The organism is Ochrobactrum sp. Q0168 (assembly GCF_016427605.1).
Classification (GTDB): domain Bacteria; phylum Pseudomonadota; class Alphaproteobacteria; order Rhizobiales; family Rhizobiaceae; genus Brucella.
Window position 1 is genome coordinate 1 of record NZ_JAELXQ010000015.1, and the last position, 14,356, is coordinate 14,356.

Below are 14,356 nucleotides of genomic sequence, written 5' to 3' on the forward strand. Positions count from 1 at the left end.
TGCATAGCGTAAGCCTCCTCTGGCATAGCCGTGACGGGCGGTTTCAGTCCAGGTAGTCTTGGTAAACCACAGAGAACCATAAACAACTGAAATCGCTCAACTTAATTTTCGCGTAGGCTCTTAGGCTCCATGCTTTTCTGCGCTTAGCATTTTTGCAAAGGTCATCTGCCATTAGCGCAAGCGTTTTGCGTAAAGCGTGCGGGTTGAAATATGGAAGCTCGACAGCTGGCATGCAGGTTTGATTATTTTGCGGACTGTGCCCTGATCCATGAGCGGAAGAACTTCGTCAGATCGCGCTCTATGACGAATTGGATCCATTGCTCGCGGAAACAGTGGGGCTGACTTATTGGATATGCCGTCGTGCAGTTACCCAGTTTGTGAAAATTGCCTCGAATTCCTCACCAACAGGAAACCAGGCTGTGTGCATGGTTTTTGCATTCTTGGTTTTGACGATGCGTGCATTTTGGAAAACACTGCGGTTCTCCAAATTGATGTGTCGCAGTTGAAGGCTCAGAGCTGCACTGATGCGCGTGCCGCTGAGCAGCAAGAATGCGAGCAAAGCCTGATCTCGTCTTTGGATGAAATTCTCATGAGGCATGGCCAAGACGATGGTGAGAACTTGTTTATGCGTTGGAACAACGTCGTCCTTCCCGGGCGCATCTGTCAATGCTTGAAGGTTGTGCGACGGGGAGAAAATTTACTCAGTCCTGATGCCACCGTCTTAATGTCCGCGTGGCTTCGAGCCAATCATAGAACTTCTTGAGATCAAGTAACGTGTGAAGCACAGTGGACGGCGAGCGCTGGTCCGATGTGCTCAGCGATAGAATTCAGCCTTAGCCAGATGCACTTGCACTTGCTTGCAGTGAACGCAAAAGACCTCACCCAAGCCTAGTGGACGGGACTTATTCCGTTTGTACCAATTCTGAAAATTATTGAGATCCTGACCAAGGTAGAGATCTGTAGCGCTTCGTGAAGCCGGAAGTCCAAGTTGCTTCCATGCAGTCAAGGTATTCGGCGTAATGCCATAAAGATCCAAGACTTCTCGGGTCGTATAAATTAAATGAGATTTTGCCGCTATATGACTATGGCGGCGAGAGTTCCGAACATTTGTTTGATTGGAGGTCATATTATGCCTCCAGATTACGGTTTTCAAATGCCAATAGGTCTGACATGCGCCAGCGCGACGTACCCGGACGAATGATGTGAGGTTTAGGAAAAGCCTCGACTTCCTTTGACCAGCGCCAAATAGTGGGAACACTATTCGAATAGCGGAGCGCGACTTCTTTAACGGAAAGGTATTTTTCTTCCTCTGTGGAAGGGGCAGTATATCCGTTGGGAACTGGCGCTTGCTTGTTCGCAGGTTTCGCTACATTGCGTTTTTCAGGACAAACGCTCTCAGAAATCGATGGGCGACCCTTAAGGTCGGCATAAGTCTGCTTGCCGAAAGAATGGGCGTTATCTGAAGAAGGCTCTTGGGTGTTTTGTGAAACTGGCAAAGCATTGTGCTTAACATCCAGATCCTGCGCATCTTTTTCAGTTTCGATAAACGAAAGCTGGCCATCCATAGTCATGATATACCCCAACCCACCGCTTAAGGGATAGGTTTCAGATTGGAGCACGTCATGCGCAAATGTTGATGTTTAAGCGATTCTAGGTATCAATCGCCACGATTGGCAAGCGGAATTTCTATCAGCGATATTTGGTGTGAATTTATGCCCCGATGAGCCCGTTGATAGGCTGATTGTGAGCGCCGTGTATTTTATAAAGAAAAAACAGTGGCTTATAAATGTCGCATGGCGGAGGGGGTGTCAGTCCAACTAATTAATCTAAATATCTGCTTTTAATGGTAATAATCTCCTGTCCTCTGCGAAGATATACGAAGAAATGTACACATTTTTTGACTCAACGGTTAGCGGTAAAATGGAAGGCTGTTCTCGTGGACGTAGCCGATCAGGTTGTGGCGTAGATTGCGTGAATGGACGCCGGTACTATCCGCGTACGCGATCTAAACGAATCAAGGCACCAGATGTTTCAACAAATAATCGATTGGCTATTGAACATTGTTATCTCAACGGGTGCCATTGGCTTCATTGCTTTCATAATGCGGGATACCATTTCACAACTATTCACTCGTTCGGTTGCAAACCATTACGAAAAGGAGCTGGAAACCTTTCGCGCCGAGATTCGAGAGAAAGAAGAGATATTTCGAACTGAGTTGCGCGGAAGTGAGAAGGAACTCGACGAAATTCGGAGCTATCTGATATCTGCCAACAAAGAGCGAAACACGCTAATTCAAGCAAAACGCCTTGACGCAGCAGAAAGCTTACTTAAAGCAAGACAATCTCTGTCTCAGTTCAGCATGTTGGTAGAATACATTAATATTCTCAACATTGACCACATACTCGAGAATGGCAACAACCCAAAGATCATTGAATTTATAAAGACATTATTGAATCCATTTGATATTGACAACAAAATCCAAACGCTGAGTGCCACAGATAAAACGCTATTCAACCTTTATTTAAGCGATCAAACTCTGAAGCTTTACTCCGCTTATGAAAGCCTGATTTACAGCGCCGTGATACTAATGAAATTTATGACTGTTCCGCTCGAAGATAAAAGCGATATCATTGACGCCGTTGGACTCAGAAAAAAGATAATCGAAATAGCTCCAACTTCCAAAGAAGGTTTTGATAAGTTTGGTGAGCGTTATGCATTTCATTGGAGTGGATACGTTCATGATCAAATTCTAATATCAACGCGGCGGGATATTTTCGGAGACGATTCAAGTCTTGTAGAAATGAAATCAATGGAACGCGTTGCCGTCCAGTCGCGAGAAGCACAAAACAACATTCGCGAAATATTGCGTCGCTCAGGTCTCTCCGACGCATTGTTGGAGCCTCCTGATAAAACTAACGCAACGTGATGAATAGGCGGGGGTTAACGTGAGCCGCCGAGCTAGAACAATTCTTCGGATGCCGGCTTAGAAGGCAGGTATTTTTATTTCAGAAACAAAGAAGGTTCCAACATCTGAATCGTCACTGTAGACGCTGAAAGATCAAATGTTGGAACCCATTTAAACCAAAAATAGTATTGATCAGATCATCCTATTAAAAGAATCCATCCTGTCTGCTCACCAATTTAATCAATTCATTGTATAAAGCCGCAGAACCACTCGTGCCCGGAGGAAAACGTTCAGTTGTGAAGTCCTTATCCTCTAAATCGGAAGCTTCAAAAATTTTTAAGAATTTCTGCTTTGACACTACTTCTGGACTTCCAGTGATCTCCAAGTAAGCGTCCTTAAGAAATCGAATTAATGCATTAAAGCCATTAGTTCGGGCCAAAATAGCACCACGCCCACGCGACTCCCAGGCATTTGGCCATCTTTCCTTTACCGCGTTGAAGTAATTGATAAGAATCGCAAGAACTTTGTAATCCTCATTCTTTTGAAAGAAAGGATAGAATATGCGACTATTAAAATCTTTCGGGCCGCGATCTGGCCATGCCCCCGAACGCCTGCCAATATCGCGATCACCGATTGGATCTTTTGTGATAAGTGGCAATATGCCCTTAACGATTGTTGCCTGAGAGAGTGTCTCTCCAAAAACTCCGTCAGTAGCGGATCCGAGACGTTTGATCGACTTATAAAATGGGCTATCTGGAATGTCATTCAGATTAACCACTATTTCATGGCACGTCTTCTCCGGACTTCTGCCTCGATCAAGTGAGAACAAATCGTACACGAGGCTTTTATTAACCTTAGTCTGAGCCAAGTTAACTTTAGAAAAGATCATAGCCTGCGTACCTTCATCGATGCCAACGAAAATATTCACAGAAAGATCCCAGTTAATACCGGTCCCCTCAAACGCTTTAAGACGATGTTGTCCATCGATAATTGTCGCGATTGAATCAAATGGAATATCGACCGACTGGGTTTCTTTATTGTAATATTCGCTAAGCTGCAGCTTGCGCTGCCCAGAATCATCAACAATAAACGAAGCGCATCTTTCGTCGACTGAGATCACGATCGAAGTGGGAAAGCTACCATCTTCGGTTCGGATATACTGGCTGATCTCCTGAACGCGGGATGCTTTTAATGGCCGTTGAATACCCAAAAACTCTTTCACGCCATTATTTTCACGGATCTGGCGAAAATCAAATGTACACAGCTCAAGCAGCGTTTGAGCTTTTATCACACACGAATAGAATACACCTACACTCTGCTCCAGTTCGAGGAAATTCAAAACAATATCTTTATTGTTCGTCACTGCTAAACTCCTCAAACTTACTGCGCATTGAGTTTGTCTCTCTTTTTAAAGTGTCCCCGGCATTTGGTGGATCTATTCTCGAATAAAAAATCGATAGATAATACAGGAAAACGACCATAGGATAGAATATATAGCTTGCGCGAATGACAGACCGATTTACGACGTTCGTAAACGTCGGGTCAAACCCTGAGTAACCTACGACTATTAACATAATTATTGTCGTTATGAACCCGACAAATATACGTGCATTGTGTCTAGCTGTCTCATTTTGAACAACAGACAACCAAAATATCGATCCAAACAATCCATATGACAATAAAAATAGTTGCCCCTTTCCCATCAACGGTTCCAGGACAGATGCATCCCATCCATCGGCCTTTGCCATGCTAATGAAGGCAGGAACCACAAATGGGACCAATGAAAACAATGTTGTTACTGTCACTTCAGTGATAGCTCGTTGGTGCAATCCACCTCGCGTGAAGAATTGACGCATCCAATACATCATACCCTCACGATCAGTTCGGTGGTTGTACCGCGAAAAGCGGAGCTGCCACTAATAACAGAATGTCTCGAGACTTCAGACTTCGTTCCCAAATCCCCATATAGTTCAGCCACAGAAATATGATTTGCATTACTAAGGATTATTGAAGCTCCACGAGCCGCCGCTGATTCAATACTTTTTTTCAGGCGGATCTGATCAGACCACGTGAAGATCTTTTCATTATATTTGACGAACCCATTCATGTTGTGCGCGACAGTATATGGCGGATCAATAAAGACTAAGTCACCACTTCCGGCCCTACTCAGAACTTTCTCAAAATCTCCTTGAATAATTTCTGCTTGCTTCAGAATTGAGGAGGCGCGGAAAAAATCATCCGATGGCAACAGGACCGCCGTTTTAGAACCAATAGGAACGTTAAATTCACCTCTTTGATTGAGACGGTACAAACCGTTCCAACACGTTCTATTTAAGTACAACATCCGCGCCGCAGATTCCAAGGAAGACACAGGAACTTGCTGTCTTATATAATAATAATAGTCTTTCGAGTGGTTCGCCTGGTGATCTTGAAGAAGTTGAATTATTCCAGCGGGATTATCACGTACATTTTCATACAGATTGATAAGTTCAGAATTTACATCTGATATCAATGCAGCATTAGGCTCTAAGGCAAAAAAACCCGCCCCACCGCCCAAGAATGGCTCGATATATCGCTCAAACTTGGGCAATGTCTTGATGAAATTGTCATTAAAGAGCCAACGTTTCCCGCCAGCCCATTTAAGAAATGGCAGCATGTTTCCCCCTGTGTTGGGCTTATATCGCCGAGGAAATGACAGCGGTCAATATTGACTTTTTAATAATAGTTAATTTCAAAAACTGATATGTCTGATCCGAACGAATCTTGGTTGTCTTGTAAATAGCCCAAATTCTGGATTGACTCATTTTCAGAATGAGAACATTTTAGGAACATCGGGGATTGACCCGATGACATTACAGACATGCTTGGTGGCGTGTATGTCTGCTTCACTGGAGCAGAACAATGAGTGCGGTTGCGCAGAAAAATGAATACGAAGACGAAATCGATCTGGTGCTATCCTATCACGATGGCGATGCGCGAGCTGCTATCCAGACCTTGCTGAAAGACCGCGATTTTCTGGTGAAGGAAATCGAATACGCCAGTCTGGCAATGTCCATGGGCTTTGCCCGCGGCTGGAAGCCACCGGTGTCCGTGAAATGAGCAGCAGGTCACGCGGTGAGCCGTCAAAAACGTTCATCAACAAAGAGTATCCGTTTCAGGTCGTGCTTTACCTCACAGACTGGCACCGAACAAACCTTGTTCAGATGTTGAACGACCGGCAGAGATTGGGCGGCTATCACCTGTGGGCCGGTGTGTATCACGATAAGAAAGATTTCAGCACGGCCATTTTCCAGACCGAGGAAGGCCAGCAAGAATTCATCCGGCTTTATGGCGGCAAGGCACATAACCCGCACGACAAGTCTTCCAAGCCGTGGGAGACGTATTTTGAAAAATGAGAATAAGACCGACCTTCCTGAAGGAAATGCCTGCTTCAGCACGGATAATGGATCTGTTCGGCTGGTACGAACTTTACGGCTATTGCTGCCGCTGCGGTCATATCGGCTCAGTAGACAGAACCATCATTCTGCGAAAGTTCGGCACGCACACCTACTTCGTGGATCTGCACCCGCGAATGCGGTGCAAGGCCTGTACAGCCAAGGGCGATGCACAATTCGGAATTACCAAGGCGCCGAGATAAATGAGCGGATATAAGAGCGAGAACACCGTCGCATCCAAAGGCGGCAAGCTTTTTGAGCATTATTGCGATGCAAAAGGCTGCAAGGCGTGGGGATCGTTCGGCTACAAGACGGCGGCCTACGGACAGCTGTGGTTCTGCCGCGAGCATAAACAGGAAGGCGAAGATGCCTTGGCTGGACGAAAACAATAAGCGCACTACATTCCTGCAACCGGGAGGCGCGCATGTGCGGACGATTTACCCAGACTTATACGTGGGCTGAAATCCACGCGATGTACAATCTGACGGCAGTTACGCCTCGGAATATCCAGCCTCGATATAACATCGCTCCGACAACGCAGGTTGGTGTCATTACGCAAAACGGCGGAAACCTCGACTATTCAGAAATGCGTTGGTGGCTCGTACCCAATTGGTGGTCGAAGGATATGAAGAGTGTCCCGGCTACTTTCAACGCTCGATCTGAAGAGATCACCGGCAAGCCAATGTTTCGCTCCGCTTTCAAAAGTACCCGTTGCCTTATCCCGGCCTCTGGTTTTTTTGAATGGACCGGCCCGAAAGAGGCACGCCAACCTTGGTTCATATCTGCCAAGGACGGCAAGCCCCTAACATTCGCCGGGCTTTATGAACGCTGGAAAAATCGCGAGACAGGCGAGGAAGTGAAAAGCTGCACGATAATCACCTGTGCGGCGAACGACTTCATGGCAAAAATTCACACCCGGATGCCCGTCATTCTGGAAGAAAAAAACTGGCATCTTTGGCTGTCAGAGCCGCGCCAAGACCTTCTCAAACCCGCAAACGACGACATATTGCAAGCATGGCGCGTGTCGCCCCAGGTTAACAATAGCCGCTACACAGGCGACGATACCATGGTGGAGGTGCACGATGAAAGGCCCGAAGCGTGAAGGGGAATACGACGATCGCGATCTGGATTGTCAAAGAGCGATTTCCGACAGCCTAGTGGAAACAATTGACGAAGCCGAAGCGGCTGGATGGAGCCGGATTGAAGCCGCTCAAGCTCTCTTTAACGCTGCCGCCGCGATCTTGGCCGGTGAAGCGGGCACAGATCCGGAGGAATAATGCTGGGCTTCGCCCATTCTAATTGAAACAATCCTCACCCTCGCCAGTTTGGACGCCCATTCAGGCCATAGCCATGCGCCTGTTTACGGCGTGGCTCGCTTCGGCAGGCGCATACCCCGTCAGCTAAACGGCTGGCGGGGTTCAATATTTTTGCTTGAGAATTAGAATTAATATTAAGTGATAATAATTAGATATCTAATATTTCTGAACGGCGTACGCTTGCCTTCTAAATATAAGGAGGCTGCCATGCCGTTTTTTAACGAAGCGAGCCGAATATATATGCCTGTGGAAGTCAATTTCTTACGTAGCTGTTTCACTCATTCAGCCATCATCCTTGAAGAAAGTAACCACAATTATTCTGCTCAAGAACTTTCTGCTAGCATAATTATGCTTTACGAACATGGGCTTCGGGACCAATCCTATCTTTGCGAACTTGCTGCAAGATTGGCCCATCAAAAGTATGCCATGCGACACAGCATGGATTCGTCGCACGCCAACTCGGACCAGCTAGAGGGAACAATTTCCTAAGCGCGCGGTTCGGAGCCGTCGGTGCCAGCGACCGTTTTGCAAGCTCGGATGCTGCGCCTACCCTGCACCGTCATGTAGGGTAACCCTTATTGGGGACGGGGACGGCGCGAGGTAACCCCGACTGACCAATACCCTGCGCAGCCCCGGCGACCTCGCAAAGGCGCCGGGTTTACTGTTTTTAAGCATTCATTATAAGAACCGCTTCATTGGCTCTGGGGGAATTTTGGCGTGTCTCGCCGACAGGATTGGGCCGTGGATCGTTCAATTGTGTATGGGGAACGCAAATGAGTTGGATTATCTTGGCCGAGGCCGTACTCACATCTATTTTAGCGCTGATTGCTCTTGCGATGATCTGGCAAGGGAAACGCTAGAACCTGCCTGAGACCGCTGTGGCTCGCATATCATTATCGGTTACGCCATCGCATTGCCGTGTCACCAGCACCCGGGAAATAGCCTTTTCTGCGCCAAGGGCATGCTTTTCAGAAACCTTCTGGGCTGTTCCGCATTAACCAATATCACTTGAATCAATGCCGCACGGCTTTTGCTTTGGTTGAGGACTGAAGGGAGGCTAGCCATGCCGTTTTTTAACGAGGGAAGCCGCATTTATACAATCGAGGAAGTGAACTTTATGCGACGGATTTATTCCGATGCTGTTGTCCTGCTCGATGAAAGCGAACGTGAATATGTGGGGATAGATCTCTCTGGAACAATTATCATGCTCTATGAGAGCGGGCTACGAGACCTCGGCTACATGTCAGAACTGGCCGCCAAATTGACGCACCAGAAATATCAATTCCGTCATCCAGACGATCATTTCCCCGCCGCAAACTCCAATATGGAACCAGCCAATTCGGATTAATGCGCGAACAAAAATGATTCGCATACACCGGAACGAATCAAAGAGTGATTCGTTCGGACTCGGTTGAAAGTGATTCGGATGAATCGCTTTGGTTGTGTCGGGAGTATGCGAGATGGTTGCGCCAAGAGCGAATTGGAAGGGCTATATCAAGTTCGGAGAGGTGTCTTGTCCAGTAGCTTTGTACACCGCCGCGTCTACTTCCGAGCGGATTTCATTTCACACAATCAACCGCAAAACCGGCAACCGGGTCAGAAGAGAATTCGTCGACAGTCAGACCGGCAAGCCCGTTGAACGTGAAGATCAGGTCAAGGGATACGAAGTGGATGATCACCGATACGTGGTTCTTGAGCCCGATGAGGTAGCCGCCGCGATCCCCGAAAGCAACAAGACCTTGCAGATCGAAGCTTTTATCCCATGCGACCAGGTTGATACTGCTTATTTCGACAAGCCCTACTACCTCGCTCCCGACAAGATGGGCACGGAGGCGTTCGTCCTGCTTCGTGATGGCATGAGGAAGGCCAAGGTGGCCGCCATAGCGCGCACCGTTTTATTCCGCCGCATGCGAACGGTGCTTATCCGTGCCCACGGAAGGGGGTTGACCGCTTCCACGCTCAATTTCGATTACGAGGTGCGTTCTGCTCAAAAAGCTTTCGATAATGTGCCGGATATCAAGATTGAAGGCGAAACGCTGGAGCTAGCGGAACACATCATCGGCACCAAGGCCGGAGAATTTGACGCCAGCAAATTTGACGACCGATATGAGGAGGCTGTGGCCGAGCTGGTCAAGGCAAAGATCGAAGGTAGAACCCTTCCTAAGAAAAAGGCGCCCGTCGCGTCCAAGCCGAGCGATTTGCTGCAGGCTCTCCGCGAAAGTGCCGGTCTTGGCGCCGCGAAGACGAAGCGTACGGCAGCTAATGCGGATCGCGCCCCAGCTCGGAGAAAGGCAGCGAAAGCTGTCACAAATTCCAGAAAGTCTGCTTCACCCACGAGACGGGCAAGTTAAGGAAAATTTGAGATGGCCGTTCGTCCATACTGGAAGGGATACCTGAAGCTCTCGCTTGTCACCTGCCCTGTCGAAATGATGCCAGCGACTTCCGAAAGTGAGAAAGTACGTTTTCATACCTTAAACCGACAGACCCAAAACCGCGTTGTCAGTCACTATGTCGACGCGGTGACTGGCAAGGAAGTCAGGGAAGGCGATGAGGCAAAAGGTTACGAGCGAGGAGAAGGAGAATATGTTCTCCTCGAAGATGATGAACTGGAGAATGTTGCGCTCGACAGTACCAAGACGATCGACATTGAAATGTTCTCGCCTCGTGAAAGCATCGGGTGGATTTGGCTCGGCACCCCCTACTATCTGTCTCCTAGCGATCCCGTCGGCGAGGAAGCTTTCGCGGTTATTCGCGAGGCTATGAAAGCTGAGAAAAAGGTTGGCATATCCAGGTTGGTCCTGTCTCGGCGTGAACGGGCCGTTATGCTTGAGCCGCGCGGCAAAGGGATAGTTCTCTGGACACTCCGCTACGGTGACGAAGTGCGCGACGAAGATCTCTATTTTGAAAGGATTGGCGAGGAGAAGGCCGATCCGGACGCACTGCCGCTGATAGAAAAGTTCATCAAAAAGCAAACCCGGGACTGGAAGCCCGACCTGGTTCACGACCCCGTCCAGGAGCGCCTGCTTGACATCATCGCAGACAAAAAGAAATCGCTGAAGAAACCGGTAAAAGCCAAGTCCAAAAAGGCCGAAACGGAACCAGCCGCCGGCAATGTCATTAATATCATGGATGCACTGCGGAATTCTCTGAAGAAAGAAACCAGCAAGACGAAATAGCTTTTGGAGGGAGACTAATGGCCCAGAAGAAAAATCCATGGTCAGATCCCGATCTCGTACGGGAAAAGGACGTAACCGACCCATCACCGGTCGAACCCAGCGACCATCAGGAAAAACCTACCCATGAGCAGACAAACTCGCCCGGCAATCCTAATATTAGATTGCCAAAAGAACCCTATCCGGATCGGGCGAAGGACTAGTAATTACTTTTTTGCCCAATTGGATAAATTTCTGTCGCCCTTGGGAGAGAGGGCTCAGTTGCCTAACCCCGCGCGGTTTTCGCTGCGGGGTTCTTTTTTAAATGGAATTTCGACACGGTATCAGTTGGACATCCGCATGAAAACTGCGCCCCAGTAATCATATTCCTCCTTCGTGCCGTTTGCCCATGCATTGAAGGCAGTCCATGCAACACTGGTTTTAGCGTGCTCCCCAAATCTTTCGTAGGCGTAGTCGATCATTTGGTCGGCTGGCACGTCGGCGTATTCCTCAAGATCGATCTTTATCCCATCGTCAAAATTCATTGTCGCGTCCTCCTCAAAACATGAGGATAGCCACAATTGACAGAAACGCAAAAACCGCCCCGAAGGGCGGCTGATTGTTTTATTGGCGTCTCTGCTCCAAAGCCTTCAGCCTCTCCGCGAAATATATAATCTTATTCAGATCGTACATTCGGCTGGCCGCGTCTTTCTCACCGAACCTATAGCAAGCCTTGAAGATGTTGCCGAGCGCGAAGGACATGCCTTTGTGCTCGATCAGGTCGTTTAGCTCGGTCGCATGGGGAGGCAGCTCGTAATAGCTCGTGCTGCCGCCGTCGGAGGTGACTGATTTAAACTTGAGGTCGGCATAAATGGGCGCTGTTCTGTCGACGACGAAACTCATACCTCTTCCCTCACCTTCCGCTTCGGCTCTTCAAACTTCTCAGTTACTGGCCCGCCCGCAAGCAGACCGCGCAGCGCCGACAGCTTATCGCGAACAAGCGGGCGAAACCGACGCGCCGCGAACGGCGGATTGTCATAACCGAACTGCGGGCAGATGCCTCGATCAATGCCCTTAAGGCGAACGCCGATGTAGTTGCCCTGCGTGTAATGCTCGAAGGGGCCTATCCAGGCGATTTCATAAATTTCGCCTTCCTTGATCTCGATGAACTGCTCGAAGCCGACCTTGGCATCGATGCAGACAACCTGATCACCCATGTGGAAGTTGGTCATGGCGTCTCCCCGATCATTTCGAGAGCTTTTGTGTAGCGTACTCGATGTTCCTCATCGTCGCGATAGGTGCGCAGATTATCGCGCAGGTCTGCGATTTTGACCGGTCGCGCGATAGGGTTAGAGCAGGCCCTTTTGACAAACACGAAGTAGTCTTCGTCATCGCGACGAGTGATCGCATTCAGGGCCAGCACGATGTCGTCGTCAAAGCCAAATGAATAGATATCATTCAGCGACGTGTTCGTGTGCTCAATCATGTCGTGCATAACAGCGAGGATCTGCGTTTCGCGCGTCTCCTGAGCCATCATGACGCGCAGCGGATGAAGAATGTAGGGATCGCCGTTGTCGCTCTTCTGGTCCATATGCGCCGCTGCCGCTACCGCAATTGCTGTCTCAAGGTTACTCATAGTTTTTCTCCTGCGGCGCTCTCAAGCTGCGGCCCTTGCTTCAATATTGCGGAACTCGACCAGCACACCAAACCGCTTGGCCCGCTGGATGCCCTCGATCATACCACCGCTAATGCCACGGTCACCGTAAACAACGCATTTCTCTGCCACGCGATACCATGCGAGGCCAGCCTCAATGCCGAGCTCACGTTCATCAGGCCGCGAGTCGTCCAACACTTGCGTGTGCAGCAAGTGGCTCGTGATGGGTGCCTCTCCGCGCCGCAAACTGTCCAGAAGGCAGGCGCGGGCATATTCAGTGTTGCGTGCGATGTCGCCGCCGTACGGGCTTTCGATGATGACGAGGGGCTTGCGTGCTTGTTGCTGGGCAACGAGCACCGGCTGCGGCAGAGGAACGTCACCGATGCAAAGCTCCCCAGCCCTTATCGTCACTCTGGCTACCGGCTCGTTGTCGTTATTAGGTTTTGGCAGGCAACTTATAACCGCCCCACCTGCCCTCATCCGCCGCCCTTCAACAGCCGCTCGCGCAGCGCGGTCTTCTGCTTCTTCAAGCATGTTATCTCCTCGTGTTTGTGGTGAAAGCGCCGCTTGGTGGGCGGCGCGGTGGTCAGGCTGCAGCTCTTTCCGGATTATTATCATTCGCCGCAACCGGCATACGCGCTGCGCCCTGCACCATTTCAGGCCGGAGTGTCAGCCGTGAAACTTCGCCGTACAGCTTCGAGTACGTGATGACCTTCGCCGATCTGCCTGACAACCAGCCGCCGCCAGCAGCATATGCGTCTGGAGCCGCCAGCGTCTCATGGCGCTCGACATACATCAGTCCGGACTTACGCCCCTCGTCCGAATGCAAATGGCCGATGTGCGCATAGGCATATTTGCTCCGGCCGTACATTTCGCGAAACATGCCAGCGAGCGTCGCATCGACGTTATTAACGCCGCGCTTGTGGCCGTGATGTGCGAATATCGCCGTATTGCCCCACTCGTAGGCGTAATAAAGGCTGGGCGAGTTGTCGACGGTGATGCGGGGCTCGTTCTCATACATCGCTGCCAGCATTTCCCGCAGCCATGCCGATGAGGCTGGATCATGATTCCCTTGCGCCATGATGATATGCACTTGCCGATGCTTTTGCAGTAGCATGTCGATGACACGACGAACTGTCCGGATGATGACGCGAATTATCTTCTGCAGTCGTGAATCCGAATCCAGCACGTGCTTGCTGGCGGGCGTGACCGTCTCCATGCTGTCGTAGTGAGCAAGGTCGCCAAGCTGCGCCAGAACAGCGGTATGTGCGTCGGGCGCAAGATCAATCGCGGCAGCGAACCAGTCCATAACAAGCTGCTCTGCAATCTCGATATCGTAATCGGCGCCGGTTTCTTCACGCCATGCCAACATCCCAAAATGGGCGTCTGTTAAACAAAAGAAGTTCAACAGATCCGCATTAGAGCCTCGCGGAGCGCGCATAATGCTGACACGAGGCAGGCTTTCCGAGAGAGCCGCAACCAGGGCATCCAGCACGACGCGCTGTTGCTGCACATCAGATCGCTCCATAATGTGCTGCGTGATTACCCTGCCTTCGGCATTGACGAGCGTCGTCTTTCCTTTGACGGCAAGGCCAGCCGTCGGTTCATAAACCGGGCCAGCCTCTTTCGTCTGGCGCATATATGTGCCGTTCGGCGTCTCGGTCAGGCTTTTGATCGCATAGCCTGGCAGCGTCTGCGACGGACCCAACAGCCCAATCTCTGCCGCCCGCTTGATGCTCTCATGGAATGCCGACTTCTTTATCCCAAGCGCAGCGGCAGCCTTAACCAGCGTGCCGTGCTCGCGGTAAGCCTCCGCGCGCCGCAGGAGTTCTTCGTGTGAAAGGCGCGCACCCGCGCCCTGTCTCTCATGGGACATACAGTCTCCTCGTGTTTGG

Annotated in this window: 20 protein-coding genes; 10 read left to right on the top strand and 10 right to left on the bottom strand. The window is 49.8% G+C overall.

Going from position 1 to position 14,356, the window contains the following annotated elements:
- Positions 1-343: 343 nt before the first annotated feature.
- Both JAU75_RS19170 and JAU75_RS19175 read right to left on the bottom strand, forming a co-directional pair.
- Positions 344-667 carry a tyrosine-type recombinase/integrase gene (locus JAU75_RS19170; RefSeq protein ID WP_199058053.1) on the bottom strand — a complete coding sequence of 108 codons (324 nt, stop codon included), beginning with the start codon at positions 665-667 and terminating at the stop codon, positions 344-346.
- Positions 668-1,127: 460 nt separating this feature from the next.
- Entirely contained in the window at positions 1,128-1,571 is a 444-nt protein-coding gene (locus tag JAU75_RS19175; RefSeq protein ID WP_199058054.1) for a hypothetical protein, read from the bottom strand.
- Between the two features lie 404 nt (positions 1,572-1,975).
- Here JAU75_RS19175 and JAU75_RS19180 point away from each other — a divergent pair, with 404 nt between their 5' ends.
- On the top strand, positions 1,976-2,926 hold the full coding sequence (locus JAU75_RS19180; RefSeq protein ID WP_199058055.1) for a hypothetical protein: 951 nt from the start codon (positions 1,976-1,978) through the stop codon (positions 2,924-2,926).
- A 184-nt stretch (positions 2,927-3,110) separates the two neighbouring features.
- Here JAU75_RS19180 and JAU75_RS19185 read toward each other — a convergent pair whose 3' ends face one another.
- Both JAU75_RS19185 and JAU75_RS19190 read right to left on the bottom strand, forming a co-directional pair.
- Complete coding sequence (locus JAU75_RS19185) at positions 3,111-4,268, bottom strand: DGQHR domain-containing protein (protein WP_199058056.1); 1,158 nt, start codon at positions 4,266-4,268, stop codon at positions 3,111-3,113.
- Positions 4,269-4,769: 501 nt separating this feature from the next.
- Positions 4,770-5,561, bottom strand: coding sequence for a Dam family site-specific DNA-(adenine-N6)-methyltransferase (locus JAU75_RS19190; protein ID WP_199058057.1), 792 nt, complete (start codon positions 5,559-5,561; stop codon positions 4,770-4,772).
- A gap of 245 nt (positions 5,562-5,806) precedes the next feature.
- Here JAU75_RS19190 and JAU75_RS19195 point away from each other — a divergent pair, with 245 nt between their 5' ends.
- The 9 genes from JAU75_RS19195 to JAU75_RS19235 all read left to right on the top strand — a co-directional run bounded on the left by JAU75_RS19195 (position 5,807) and on the right by JAU75_RS19235 (position 11,031).
- Positions 5,807-6,004, top strand: coding sequence for a hypothetical protein (locus JAU75_RS19195; RefSeq protein WP_199058058.1), 198 nt, complete (start codon positions 5,807-5,809; stop codon positions 6,002-6,004).
- Positions 6,001-6,300 (top strand): hypothetical protein, encoded by a 300-nt coding sequence (locus tag JAU75_RS19200; RefSeq protein ID WP_199058059.1) that lies wholly within the window; start codon positions 6,001-6,003, stop codon positions 6,298-6,300. The genes JAU75_RS19195 and JAU75_RS19200 overlap by 4 nt, the downstream gene beginning before the upstream one ends.
- 242 nt (positions 6,301-6,542) lie before the next feature.
- A complete protein-coding gene (locus tag JAU75_RS19205) occupies positions 6,543-6,731 on the top strand; it encodes a hypothetical protein (protein WP_199058060.1) in 189 nt (62 codons plus the stop codon).
- A gap of 32 nt (positions 6,732-6,763) precedes the next feature.
- Positions 6,764-7,441 carry an SOS response-associated peptidase gene (locus JAU75_RS19210; RefSeq protein WP_199058061.1) on the top strand — a complete coding sequence of 226 codons (678 nt, stop codon included), beginning with the start codon at positions 6,764-6,766 and terminating at the stop codon, positions 7,439-7,441.
- Positions 7,422-7,616 carry a hypothetical protein gene (locus JAU75_RS19215; protein ID WP_199058062.1) on the top strand — a complete coding sequence of 65 codons (195 nt, stop codon included), beginning with the start codon at positions 7,422-7,424 and terminating at the stop codon, positions 7,614-7,616. The genes JAU75_RS19210 and JAU75_RS19215 overlap by 20 nt, the downstream gene beginning before the upstream one ends.
- A gap of 1,102 nt (positions 7,617-8,718) precedes the next feature.
- A complete protein-coding gene (locus JAU75_RS19220; protein WP_199058063.1) occupies positions 8,719-9,003 on the top strand; it encodes a hypothetical protein in 285 nt (94 codons plus the stop codon).
- A 112-nt stretch (positions 9,004-9,115) separates the two neighbouring features.
- On the top strand, positions 9,116-10,006 hold the full coding sequence (locus JAU75_RS19225) for a Ku protein (RefSeq protein ID WP_199058064.1): 891 nt from the start codon (positions 9,116-9,118) through the stop codon (positions 10,004-10,006).
- A gap of 12 nt (positions 10,007-10,018) precedes the next feature.
- Complete coding sequence (locus JAU75_RS19230) at positions 10,019-10,831, top strand: Ku protein (protein WP_199058065.1); 813 nt, start codon at positions 10,019-10,021, stop codon at positions 10,829-10,831.
- A gap of 17 nt (positions 10,832-10,848) precedes the next feature.
- Positions 10,849-11,031, top strand: coding sequence for a hypothetical protein (locus JAU75_RS19235; protein ID WP_199058066.1), 183 nt, complete (start codon positions 10,849-10,851; stop codon positions 11,029-11,031).
- Between the two features lie 120 nt (positions 11,032-11,151).
- On the opposite strand, the gene JAU75_RS19240 is transcribed toward JAU75_RS19235, so the two are convergent.
- The 6 genes from JAU75_RS19240 to JAU75_RS19265 all read right to left on the bottom strand — a co-directional run bounded on the left by JAU75_RS19240 (position 11,152) and on the right by JAU75_RS19265 (position 14,337).
- Positions 11,152-11,352: a hypothetical protein gene (locus JAU75_RS19240; protein WP_199058067.1), complete on the bottom strand. Its 201-nt coding sequence runs from the start codon at positions 11,350-11,352 to the stop codon at positions 11,152-11,154.
- Positions 11,353-11,431: 79 nt separating this feature from the next.
- Positions 11,432-11,710: a hypothetical protein gene (locus tag JAU75_RS19245; RefSeq protein WP_247880552.1), complete on the bottom strand. Its 279-nt coding sequence runs from the start codon at positions 11,708-11,710 to the stop codon at positions 11,432-11,434.
- On the bottom strand, positions 11,707-12,039 hold the full coding sequence (locus tag JAU75_RS19250) for a hypothetical protein (protein WP_199058068.1): 333 nt from the start codon (positions 12,037-12,039) through the stop codon (positions 11,707-11,709). Before JAU75_RS19250 ends, JAU75_RS19245 begins: the two co-directional genes overlap by 4 nt.
- Complete coding sequence (locus tag JAU75_RS19255; protein ID WP_199058069.1) at positions 12,036-12,443, bottom strand: GTP pyrophosphokinase; 408 nt, start codon at positions 12,441-12,443, stop codon at positions 12,036-12,038. The genes JAU75_RS19250 and JAU75_RS19255 overlap by 4 nt, the downstream gene beginning before the upstream one ends.
- A gap of 21 nt (positions 12,444-12,464) precedes the next feature.
- Positions 12,465-12,995 carry a hypothetical protein gene (locus tag JAU75_RS19260; protein ID WP_199058070.1) on the bottom strand — a complete coding sequence of 177 codons (531 nt, stop codon included), beginning with the start codon at positions 12,993-12,995 and terminating at the stop codon, positions 12,465-12,467.
- A gap of 52 nt (positions 12,996-13,047) precedes the next feature.
- Positions 13,048-14,337: an oxidoreductase gene (locus JAU75_RS19265; RefSeq protein ID WP_199058071.1), complete on the bottom strand. Its 1,290-nt coding sequence runs from the start codon at positions 14,335-14,337 to the stop codon at positions 13,048-13,050.
- Positions 14,338-14,356: the final 19 nt, after the last annotated feature.